The organism is Cellulosilyticum sp. ST5, from assembly GCF_046529625.1.
Lineage (GTDB): Bacteria > Bacillota > Clostridia > Lachnospirales > Cellulosilyticaceae > Cellulosilyticum > Cellulosilyticum lentocellum.
The window spans coordinates 2,728,640-2,740,726 of record NZ_CP132338.1; the positions used below are offsets into that span (position 1 = coordinate 2,728,640).

Here is a 12,087-nt window from a genome sequence, read left to right on the forward strand (position 1 = left end):
AGATAAATATACATTATATAGAGTATAAAAATAGCGTGTAACCTTACTAATTCAAAAGTTACACGCTATTTTTATATTAGAATTAAATATACATTATTTCAATGTAATCATTGTATTATCATCTAGCAACCAGTTTGTATAATCCACCTTCACTTCTTGCAATACCTTATATATCTTTATTATATTTAACAACTACCTACCAGCTACCTACTTTATTAAATTTTGATTTTATTTTCTATATAACCTATTCTCATTCATTATCTACCTTCGCTGTTCAACTACTTCTTTCATACTTGTAAGCGCTGCCTCAACACAAAGTATTCCATTCCCCCAAGTAATGTTAGGATAAGGTGACTGACTACTTGGTCGTCTTGCAGTACGTAACATAAAAATTCTAATGATATCTCCATACAAATTAATATTTCCTAGTTGATAAATACCGTACGACATCATTAAAACATAAGCACCTGCTACAAAAGCTGAAGCTGCGCTAGTACCTGATAATGTTGTATATAGATTTTCACTTTCTGAGGCTGGTACTGTAATATTCACTCCTGGTGCAGTAATCCCAGGTTTCACTCGTCCATCTGCACTAGGTCCTCTTCCTGAAAAAGAAACCGGTTGTACTGTAAAATTATTGTACGCTCCAACACTTGTAATCTTATTTGCTGTTGCTGGTGTTGTTATAGTTTGATTGAGATCTGCATTTAAAAATTGAGTTTGATTTTCTGTTTCTGTTACAATACTTCCCCATATATGGTAATTTCCCTCTAATACAATATTCCCACCTGATATAGTTAAGTTCCAAATTCCATTATTAATATTCCTACCACCTTGACCTTGGAATAAAATATAAATTAACTGTTTATCTATATTAGTGAGCGGAGCCGAAAAGTTAATCATTACAGCTGTTTCATCAAACAAATAAGCACGACTAGCATTTAACAAATTCAGTTCCTCCGTTTTTTCACCATTAGGTGCTTGAATAGTTAACTTTATATCATCAGTAAACCTGCTCCAGATACAGCAAGCATAATTTGCAATATTTCCTTCAATTAGTAATTGTTGCTCTTCAAATGTTCCTATATCAACCTTGCCTGATGTATGACTTCCTCTATTTCCTTGATTGCCCACACCTACTACAATATTAGTCATCCACATATTATATACTTGATTAATATATAGTTCTATAGGTGCACTTCCATCATGTGCTGTTAAATTATTTCCTATACCTAGTAAAATTACGACAGGTTTTTCTAATTCTTTTGCTTTTCTAACTACATAGTAAAGTCCCTGCATGACTTCTATATCTCGTGGATGCTCCTTTGTTACTGTTCCTAATTTAACGATTAACAATTCACATTCTGGTGCCATTCCCTTGTTAATGCGACCGGTACTACCTCTCCCATTTCCTGCTGCAATACCCGTTATCGCTGTACCATGTCCTATCATATCTTGGCTAGGAACAATGGCAAGCTGTTCTTCTTTCGTGTTCCGACTTAAAGCCGCATTAATTTGCTCACTTGTAAACTCTACTCCACTAGAAAAGCCTACTGGTGATGTACCCAAAAGTGTCTGATCCCATAAATACTTAATACGCGTACTACCATCTATATTTCTAAAGTCTGGATGACTATAGTCAATACCAGAATCTATTACTGCTAATAAAACACCTTCTCCTGTCACAGTAAAATTTCCACCTGGATTACTTACATTGGATGCACATACTGATCCTAACCCGATATCAATGTATTCACACATGGTAGGTAATGATAGGAATACCACTTGTGGATGATTAGATAAATTAGGGATTTCCATCTTATTAATAAAAATCTGAGCAAATCCACCTTGTAGGTTATATGCTGAAAATGCATATTTCTCCTGTATTTGATTAATATTACCTACATACTGCATGATGACTTCCCAAATACTTTCATTCTCTGTTGTCATAAATAAACTTCTAACATCTTTAGTTAGCAACCTTTCATAGCGTAGTGCCAATTGTAATGTGGCATTAATCTTATTTGTAATCATTGCTTACCTCCTAATCTATGGGAGTTGCTAATACTTGTGGGAGTCTCTCTAATTGGTATACTCCATAACCTTGACTTCTATCTGGATAGGTAACGTCTTCAAATTGATATACATTACTAAGTATCAAATTCCTCATAATCAGTGAATTAGCTCCTGGCTCCCCCATTTCAACTTGCCATTTATCATATAGGCAAGCTATAGATCCAAGTAGTGTACTTGCTGCTATAGCTGTTCCTTCTGCATTATTCCATCTATCATCCGATATTAAGACAGATATCCCTCGACTTACACATATAGGATTAGTTATCCCATTCCAATTAAATCCTCTACCTGCACTTCTTAAGATTACAAAGTTTTGTCCATCGAATCCTGATACACTAATAATTCCATCAGTAGTTGCATTAGAACCCAATGTCGTAAATGGCGTAGCAGGGCTTAACGTTACATTAGGATTTAGTTGTTGTTGTGAAAGCCATAAATCAATCATTCCTCGTGTTGCAACTTGTTGTTCTATCTCAATTGTCCACGTTCCTGGTGTCATGTTCTCTATACTAAATAATATATATTGACTGCCATTATTATAATCATCCAAAAGCCCTGTTGAATAAATTGTGGCCTTTTCTCTATTCGTAATGGCTTTTCTTTCTAGTTTAATGGCATGCTCATTATCCTTTGGAGGATAAAGCATAAATTCAGTATTTTGAATACATTTTATATAAATAATACCCACTAAGTAAGGTGTCTGCTCTTTAACTTGTAAGGAAACCTTATTTAATACATCATAATCACTTACTAAAATACTATGATGATTTTTATCACCTTCCTCCCCTGTAGGCATAATAAAGGTATAGTTTTGTTTTCTTGCTAACTGAGAGAGCATTTGTTCTATTATGCTGCTCCCATCATGCGCAGAGATATTGGTACTATATGGAATATAGATTACAATAGGCTTATTATTAAGTTGTGCAAGCTCCATGAGTTTATGTACTGCCACTAGAACTTCTGGCATTAACACCCCTTCCTGTTCTTCTACTCCACCATAAATCCTATTAATAGCTTCAGGTGCTTTATTGATTTTAGCTACTATAAACTCAGCATGAGTAGCAATCCCCCTATACTGTTCATCTTTTCCTCCAGCAATCTGTAATATTAAGGTTTCATCCTCTTCACTAGCTGGCAAGGGTACACTTTCTCCTGGATTAGATAACGCTAGTGCTGCATTAATTTGATTCGAAGTATAATAAATGCCCTCGTTACCTTCCTTCTGTTCCCACATACATGCAATACGTGTTGTCCCTGATTCATTTCTTAAATAACTTTTTCTATAATCGACCCCTTTTGTCCCAATAATGCCAATGTAAACACTTTCTCCTAGATATTTTAATTCTTGTGATACTTGGTTATATGCTTTAAGAGGCTTTACCTCTTCTTTTTGAATCAGCGCAGGTGTTAAAATAGGTGACATATAATTAGGCGGAACATGATGTGCTATTTCTTGTCTAAAGCTATCTATCTTTTGCCTTTCATCATAGATAAATGTATAATTTTTACCCACACAAACTGTTTTTAATCCAAGTTCTTGGTAATAACTATAATCTTTATCATCTAATAAATTAAGCGGCACATATATTCTCTGACTGAGTGGTATTCGGTCATAAAAGTTGTCTTGATAAAGTGACATTTGACTTTTATTTTCTAGTAACTCATTGCCTTGTTTCCTAAAACACTTTTTTATGAGTAACTTAACCTCAGCCTCTAACTTATGTGTATAAATCATTCTCTTTTCATTAAACTTATTTCTTTCACTTAGTGGACATTCATATTGATATATTTCTTCCCTAGCTACGCTATTTATACAAATACTCTTATATGTTTCTAGATATAGATTGAAAATTTCCTGCATCAATGAATGAGATTTAAAATATGGCAACTGACTTTCTATATGACTAACAATCACTAGTGTACGCTTAAGTTGTTTGGCGATTTGATGAAGCTTCTCTATTCCCATTAAGTACTCACTAGAGTAAATTCTTTCGGTACTACTATAACAGCAAATCCATGGGGTATGTTGTTCCTTTATATTTTTTTCTTCCCATTTTTGAGAAGAAAAATCATATTCATAACTTACCTCTGCTGAATCTACTCTATTACCTATCGTTGCTACTATAATTGGTAAATGTATTAGGCCTTTTACTGTCGTAAAGGGTACCTTTTTTAACAGTAACTCATAATCCGGCTCTATGTCAGTGACTCTTTCTTTTATCTCTACAAGTTTATCATCTGTAAGTTCTATTATAGATCCAAACTCTATTAGTTCCTGTCTTTGCTTCAGAAATAGTGTTTTACACAACATCGCATCTACCTTGGGCACAATGTATTTCATGATATCCCTCCTATATATCAGCAATACTACTTTGTAAATCTAACCTTCCATACCCTTCGAGATTATTAGGATACATCACATTTTTTTGCCTTCTGGCACCCTTTACTAAAATCCCTGTAGCAATTACAGTATTCATATAAGGTGAGTTTTTATCTACTACTGCCCATTGTAAAAGCAATGCGCAGGCCGAAGCTGTTATAGCTGCGGCTGCACTTGTACCAGTATAAGTTGTAAATCCTCCACCTGGACTAGGTCCTTGTATATTGACTCCCGGTGCAATAATATTAGGTTTAATAACACCATTGGGCGTTGGTCCCCTACCTGATGCAATATATACACTATCATCTATATAATCATAAGCCCCTACTATTAGAGAAAACCTCTGTGTTCCTGGGATTTGAACTGTTGTATTAGGATCAGGTCTTAAAAATCTAGTGGTATTTTCAATAAAGTCACGTCTAGGTAACCAAATATGAAACACGCCATCTACTATAATTTCCCCTAAAATCACTAATGACCAAATACCCGGGGTTGGATTCTGTAATCTAATAACAATTTGCTCATCCCCTGATAGAAAGCTGGGATAGCGATAAGTTACTGTTGCTATGGTTCGTTCTAAATTAAAGCTATAAGTCTGATCCTGCTGTGATAAAATGGGAATACTTTCAATCACCTGACCTAGTGGACTTCTTATAGAAATACGTAATCGGTTATCGCTAGCTGTCATCATAAACATAATAAATCCACTTTCGTTTTCACCCACATTAATTTCTACTACTTCGCTCATCCCTAGAGCAACTTCTCCTCTGTAATGATGTCCACTGTTTGCTTCATTCCCTGCTGCAATGACAGTAATGACATTAGGGGCTATAGAAAGCTCTTGTAAAAAAATTTCTAAAATCTCCGTCCCATTATGTGGCCCATAATTTGAACCCATACCTATGCAAATGACAATAGGTCTATTTAAGTCGTATGCTACCTCCAGTAAATAATTAATTCCTGTTAAAATATCCGTATCTTGATAAGCTGGTACTTCTTTGTTAATCATATGGTAATCTCTAATTCTTGCACTGACTTGCCTTAATTTTACCATAACGATACTTGAATCAGGAGCGCCACCTGCAAAACCATCTATGTTTGTTTGATCATTTCCTGCAGCTATACCTGCAAGAAAAGTCCCATGCCCTATTTCATCCCTTGATGGTACAATACTAAAAGGGTCTTCTGCTTGTAATGCTGCATTTATGTCCCTTTGGCTATATATACTTCCATATCCATAGGTTTCTGGTGGATTGCCCTGAATTGTTTGATCCCAAATAGATATAATACGTGTAGTACCATCTGCATTTTGAAATAGTGTATTGGTATAATCAATGCCCGTATCTACAAATCCTATCAAGACCCCCCTTCCTCTTAACTCACCATAAGGATAGTTATGAAAGATTGAAATATTAGATACTTCCAATGCGTTGGTTACATTAAGCCCAAAGGGCGCTGGTTCTAATATAAAATTAATCACTTGTTGTAATCTTACAAATTCTTGTTCACTCTCTTTAGGTACTTGAACAGTATATATATATGATGCAACTTGTTTAAAAATAAGTTTTGGAAAAGTAGATTTTAGTAATTCAACATTTTTTATATCCCTAAGTGCATAGTTCATTAAGATATAAATATTACCATTCTCTTCTATTTTCAACACCCCCTTATAAAAGTTCAAAATCCTATATAATCCTTTAGAACACATATATATATTTATGCTTAACTCCTATTCACTTATGAGGATATTTTTGCAAAATACTAAGCTCGTATGATTTTATCATGCTAAGTATCACATTTAGTAACTTTAAGTTGATATTAATATGTAAAAATTTATTTACAACTATAAAAGCCACTAACTTTTGCTAGTGGCTTTTATGCAAACTATCTTTTTAATTTAACTAAAAATTATAGTTGTATTTGTTATATTTATATTACTAGTTTTATATTATTTTTAATAATTCTTTTACATAAGGCTGATAAGGTTAGACCTTACCAACTTTATGCATACTTTTATGTATGCTTATTTCTTACTTATTTCTTTCTATCTTCTTGCTAGGTATATCACTAGTATAATAATTACAACTACAACTGCTACAATACTAACTATTAATACTGTCTCCATACCATCACCTTCTTTCATTTTTCATTTGTGAGGTACGAATTTATTATTACCTTAATATCACAATACTATTCATAATAAAAGGCAGGACTTTTATATCCTGCCTAATTAAACTATTCTTTTATAGTAATCCTTTAAGATCTACCATACTATCTCAATCATTCTATTTTTAACAGTATAACCACATTTGGTATAAAATACTACTAATTCATCGTAGCTAGTTTCTGGATGCCTAGCTTCACCTGTAATTCTACGTATTCCATACTTACCTTGTAGTAACACTCTTAACTTTTCAAGAGATTGCTTACCAAAACCCTCTCCTTTATACCCATCTTTTATTTTTATCTCATCTAATTCAAACGTATCTCCAACTTTCTTACCATCTATAAAGCCAACCTCCATTGCTTTAACCTTTATGATTATATTGAGATATTCCTCACTAATAACATGTTCTTCAATAAGTTCTACCATGAAAAGCACCTCCAATTATATGTTGTTTATATAATAATATATAATTCAGATAATAAATCAAGCTTTATTTATATAAATCCGCAATTGCTTACCTATACTTTTAAAACAAATCTACGTTTTTAGGCATAAAAAAAAGAAGGGCACCTAATGGCACCCTATAGTTTTGAAGCATATTTAATTAAAAGTGAGCGTACATGATTGGCATTATATGAGCCTGTGCGCCACATATAGTGATTAGCTATAATTCCTGTAGCCACTAACTTATCTAATCCACCTAGCTTTAATAGTAGAGCATCTACGTTCTTTAAATTAATTCGAGCTAAATCATTCCAGTTAGTAGCATTAATAGAAATCCCCTTGCTAATAATTTTAGCTACTGCATTAATTAAATCATGATCCTGTTTAATCGGTTCTTTCCAATCCTTAGAAATTTGAAAATGTGGTGTATCAGGTGTGGTCCATGTACCTCCCCATTCTATACCTAATTCCTTGGCTACTGCACCAGCCTTGGCAATTATCTTCTTATCGTATAGATCGTTAGGAGCCTTGCAAGCTATATCCCAAGCCATACCACCCTTATGATTGCTATTTCTTGTCCAAGTTACCATTTTACCTGGTCTTGTTCTACCTTGCTCATATAGATAATCCTGTCGTTCTTGGCTACGATAACACTCCGTAAGGAATATATCTATACCTCTTTCAGCACAGGCAGTTAGAAATAATGTACAAGCTTTTTTTGCTAGAGGTTGCAAGCTATTAATATCTCTACATGCACTAGTTACATTACTCATCTGTACCACCTCTATTCGCATCTACAAGCCCTTCACCTATAATGTAGGCTATTAATGCACCACCGCTTGTAATAATAGCTGTGACCTGTTCTATAGTTAAATTAGGCACGTTAAATACAATTAGGATAGGAGTAACAAACCCTACTACTGCCGCCCAAAACTTCCTAGATGTTAACTTCTGTTTCCAATTCACTTTCATTTTTCTTCGCCCCCTTAGCTATATTTTCTTTTTCTGCTTTCTTTAGATAAAATGCTATAACAGCTCCTGTCTCACCAAATACACTCATAATCAGCGTAGACAAGGCTGATAAGTCTCTTATATAAATCATAGCTCCCATACTGAACAAAGTGACTACAATGCAAAAACTAAGCACTATAGCCACTATGCGTTTACTGTATTCGATTTTCTTTTTCTTCTTAGGTTTGCTTACCCATTTTAGCGCCATTTACTCACGCTCCTTAAAAACCGACTTCTCTAATGCTTTTACACGTTGTCTCAATTCTCCTATATTAATATCATCTATCTTAACAGATAGTTCGTTTACCTTATTAGTAAGAGTATCCAACGAAGCTTTAAGAACTCCATCCTCATAACCTCTTTTTCTTTGCCCTTGCATTTGGCCAAAAACAAAACCTAGCATAGCTATTCCTAAACTTATAACCCAATAAGCATTTTGCATAATTACCTCCTTAGAAAAAGGCATAAAAAATACACCCTCTCGGATGCTTCTTCTATGCCCTATGTGGTTATTTTTGTGGTGTTGCTAGAATTAATTCTTTTTCTTCTGCTGTAAGGTAGCCTTTTTCTACCATCTTATCAAGATAAGCTTCGTCAATTTTTCCTACAATCCACATGTTTAATAAAAATTGATACATAGTTATTCCTCCTTTCTAAGCTTTTAAAAGTAGGTCTAATATTGCATTTTCTACAGTATCTAACCTTGATCTAGTTTCATTGGCATCTGCCACTAAATCATCTAACGTGGGGCTTGGACAAATATCAATTTGTTCTGGTGGTTCTTCATCCTCCCATTCTGTTCCCGTCCAATGTGGCTTACCCATTGCATTAGCAATCTGCCAATCATCTTTTATAAGCTGTTCGTTTTCTTTAAGAGTATAATGCAGAATATTATCACGTTCATCTACACAAACAAAAGCTACTTTATATCCTTGTTCATTTATAACTATGCCAAACAACATTATTACACCTCCAAATCATATGGAATAACAGCAAACACATAATCACTGGCACTGGCTGTGTATACATTTACAGTCCCGTTTGGCAATATCTCTACGCTACACCCAGTCATAGCACTATTCCTAGCACCTACGCTATAACCTTTAGAAGGAATATATCCACTAGGTAATGTAGCTATAGCTGTTTGTCCTGCGCTAAATTGCCCTGTGCTTGGTTTTGCATTTATTACTAACTTGCACTCATTAAGCCCGTTTTTAACTACATAAGACTCTAATGCACTAGTAGCATAATCTATAAACCCGGAATTATACGGTAATGGAATTTGTGTTTTAGTCAATAAATCATTGATTTGTTCCTGCAATTCTTGAACGCTTATAGCTGCATTTGCACTTATTCCTGTATCCACTTCACCTATCCACCAGTTACCATTTTCACCTATGTACGGTGAATTACCAGGAGAACCTTGCTCACCTTGTGGCCCCTCAGGTCCTTGTGGTCCCTCTATAAGTTGAGCATCTTCAATTCCTTTTACTATAATATTTTGATTTCTTATAAGCTTACTAATTGCTTGTGCTCCAGAATCTTGAGTAGGATAAATTTTTTCTAGTTGGTTTAAAACTGTTAAATCCATCACTCTACCTCCCTATTGTATATTGTTTGCATAGACGTTTCCATTTATATGTACATCCCCGTCTATTGTTACCCTGCCATTCCCTAGGACAATTGATGATGTGGAGGTTCCCCCGAAATACCCAGTTAGGGAAAGAGGGCCATTTCTAGAAAGTATGGAACCTGCAGCTCCATCTATGTTTAATGCATTAGCAGTTCTATCATCTAAATTTGTACCTAAGTTCATACGTCCTTCGGACCGTTTAATTATGGAGTAGGTTCTCCGGGTTACACCATTTGTGTTAGCATATCCATTTATATCCCCACTTTCAGTTATCTCCATATAGTTGCCATCTAACCTCGTACCTGCATAAATAGTAGAACCTTCTATTGTTATTCCTGTTATTGTTGCACCGATTAGGTTATTTACCACTATACTTACTATCTGTGCACTTAATGCATTTAAAGCACTTGCTGTAATACTTGTGGCTGTAAGGCCATTACTGTCTAATGCAGTCTGCCACACCCACTCACCTTGTTCATCTTTATTATTAGCAAACACAAGCCCTTTTGCTCCCCACAAGGTAGCGAATGTGCTAGCTTCTTTTGTAGGTTGGTCTTGCCAATATAGGGCATTGTCCCTGTGTTCAAACGTGCCTGTGGAATTTACTATTTTAGAAGCTATCTGAGTTAGAGAATTAAGCTTGCCAAGAACAATATTTCCTTTTTCATTAAGTACATCATCTATTCTATTCCAATTTGGAGCACTCTCTTGAATAGTAGTTTTAACCTTTTCAATATCTTGCTTAACGCTTGAAAAACTGCTTCGCATGTCTTTTATGGCATCACCCATAACCACTTTTCCATTAAGTCCAGTAAGAATATCTTTTTCTATTTCTATAATCTTGCACTCAATATCTACATTAAGCCTTTGATCTGTTACTCTAACCGTATCACCTAATTCATAGTGCCCTAGTTCTTCTAGTTCACTTCCTTGCACAACCTCTACTTCGTAACTAATTGTTTTGTCTACTCTATTAATAATTCTCTTAACAGACTTAAGGTTCTTACCAAATATAAAGCCTGTTCCTCTATTAGCTCCTCGTGATTGTAGTAAATCTATGTAGTGTCTATAATACTTAAGCTCTCCATGCCAGTTATTAGCTATTGCAATACTGATTTGCTTACTATTACATTGCTCTGTGTACTGTATATCTGTTTTTTCTGTAATATCGCAACTTCTTAATGTAAAATTAGTACCAATCAAACATAAAGCCATCACCTCAGCAGCACTGGCATAAGTATGATTAAAGTCATTCATTATATTATTTATCAAATCATAACTAATATGTTCGCATTCAACTGCCACTGTAAGCATATTATCTTCATCATGCAACTCTTCAATCAGATTAACTCTAAATAGGTCATTATCATAGTTAATTAGATTGGATTCATCATATAAGTAACCAGTTTTAAGATGATCTATTGTGGCTACAAAACTCAAAACATACTCTCCATTTAAAACCTCTTTAACTTTAGCTTCTGTCAAATTATTCAAGAAGGCTAGTACTGTGCCCTCTGCATTTTCTATCTTAAGCATTATCTAGCCTCCTTATACTATGTAAGTATTTTTAAAGTCTATTGTAATAGATACGTTCAAGTCTGTTCCACCAATATAAACAGTGCTTTCACCACTTGGAATAGTTGGGAACACCCCTTGCCACTGTGGTAATACAGATACTTTTTGATTGCTTACTACTTTATACACGTTCATATTTTCTGTATCTACAAAAACTGTACCGTTTAAATTTGCAATACTAAACTCTGCATTATTAACTTCTAATGTTAGCAATGTAGCAGTACCATCTATAATAAATAATGGTTGTGCTTCAAAATTTCCTTTATTACTTATGGTTTTAACCGTGTATGACGTTATATTCTCCCATATAGCACGATTTACTAACGCTCCTATGCTATCTGCTGTCATAGTTAGATTAGCCACTAGATAATCTCTTAAATCGTCATACAACTCATACAAACAAAAACTAGCTATAAATGTGATTGTAATTTGCGTAAAAGTACCACTATCTTTATTTGTCACGCTCTTGTAAAATCTAGCTTTGTAGAAAAGATTAGGTCTATCGGCAAAGATTAACTTATCCTCTTTACCTATCCACTGTTGAAGTAAATTAGTAATCTTAGCTTGCCTTTCTGTAGCAGTACCATTAAATCCTATTACGACCTTTATTTCTATGTCATCATATCTATTGTCATAATATTTACTACCATTCCTATAAGGGGCTGTAAACTCTTCATATTGCATTGTCGGACTGCATGCTCTATCTACACTTACCAACTTAGGAGTATTGAGGTTAAAGTCTAAGTTAGTAACTGTTACACCTGCAAAAGTCATACTTCCTATTCTACTTAATCCCATACT

At 34.5% G+C, this 12,087-nt stretch carries 13 protein-coding genes; all 13 read right to left on the minus strand.

What is annotated here, in order from left to right; translation table 11 throughout:
• Positions 1 to 261: 261 nt before the first annotated feature.
• The gene (locus tag QTL86_RS13510; RefSeq protein ID WP_410495122.1) at positions 262 to 2,034 is read right to left on the minus strand and encodes a S8 family peptidase; all 1,773 of its coding nucleotides are present in this window, start codon (positions 2,032 to 2,034) and stop codon (positions 262 to 264) included.
• A gap of 10 nt (positions 2,035 to 2,044) precedes the next feature.
• Complete coding sequence (locus QTL86_RS13515) at positions 2,045 to 4,417, minus strand: hypothetical protein (RefSeq protein WP_410495123.1); 2,373 nt, start codon at positions 4,415 to 4,417, stop codon at positions 2,045 to 2,047.
• 10 nt (positions 4,418 to 4,427) lie between these two features.
• Positions 4,428 to 6,119, minus strand: a complete 1,692-nt coding sequence (locus QTL86_RS13520) for a S8 family peptidase (RefSeq protein WP_410495124.1) — start codon at positions 6,117 to 6,119, stop codon at positions 4,428 to 4,430.
• A gap of 600 nt (positions 6,120 to 6,719) precedes the next feature.
• Entirely contained in the window at positions 6,720 to 7,049 is a 330-nt protein-coding gene (locus QTL86_RS13525) for a hypothetical protein (protein WP_410495125.1), read from the minus strand.
• Between the two features lie 155 nt (positions 7,050 to 7,204).
• A complete protein-coding gene (locus tag QTL86_RS13530; protein ID WP_410495126.1) occupies positions 7,205 to 7,840 on the minus strand; it encodes a M15 family metallopeptidase in 636 nt (211 codons plus the stop codon).
• Positions 7,833 to 8,039 carry a hypothetical protein gene (locus tag QTL86_RS13535; protein WP_410495127.1) on the minus strand — a complete coding sequence of 69 codons (207 nt, stop codon included), beginning with the start codon at positions 8,037 to 8,039 and terminating at the stop codon, positions 7,833 to 7,835. The genes QTL86_RS13530 and QTL86_RS13535 overlap by 8 nt, the downstream gene beginning before the upstream one ends.
• Positions 8,005 to 8,286 (minus strand): hypothetical protein, encoded by a 282-nt coding sequence (locus tag QTL86_RS13540; protein WP_410495128.1) that lies wholly within the window; start codon positions 8,284 to 8,286, stop codon positions 8,005 to 8,007. The genes QTL86_RS13535 and QTL86_RS13540 overlap by 35 nt, the downstream gene beginning before the upstream one ends.
• Positions 8,287 to 8,520, minus strand: coding sequence for a hypothetical protein (locus QTL86_RS13545; RefSeq protein WP_410495129.1), 234 nt, complete (start codon positions 8,518 to 8,520; stop codon positions 8,287 to 8,289).
• A 67-nt stretch (positions 8,521 to 8,587) separates the two neighbouring features.
• Complete coding sequence (locus QTL86_RS13550; RefSeq protein WP_410495130.1) at positions 8,588 to 8,716, minus strand: hypothetical protein; 129 nt, start codon at positions 8,714 to 8,716, stop codon at positions 8,588 to 8,590.
• 15 nt (positions 8,717 to 8,731) lie between these two features.
• Positions 8,732 to 9,040, minus strand: coding sequence for a hypothetical protein (locus QTL86_RS13555; protein WP_410495131.1), 309 nt, complete (start codon positions 9,038 to 9,040; stop codon positions 8,732 to 8,734).
• A gap of 2 nt (positions 9,041 to 9,042) precedes the next feature.
• Positions 9,043 to 9,669, minus strand: coding sequence for a hypothetical protein (locus QTL86_RS13560; protein ID WP_410495132.1), 627 nt, complete (start codon positions 9,667 to 9,669; stop codon positions 9,043 to 9,045).
• A gap of 12 nt (positions 9,670 to 9,681) precedes the next feature.
• Complete coding sequence (locus QTL86_RS13565) at positions 9,682 to 11,247, minus strand: phage tail spike protein (RefSeq protein ID WP_410495133.1); 1,566 nt, start codon at positions 11,245 to 11,247, stop codon at positions 9,682 to 9,684.
• 12 nt (positions 11,248 to 11,259) lie between these two features.
• Positions 11,260 to 12,084: a distal tail protein Dit gene (locus tag QTL86_RS13570; protein WP_410495134.1), complete on the minus strand. Its 825-nt coding sequence runs from the start codon at positions 12,082 to 12,084 to the stop codon at positions 11,260 to 11,262.
• Positions 12,085 to 12,087: the final 3 nt, after the last annotated feature.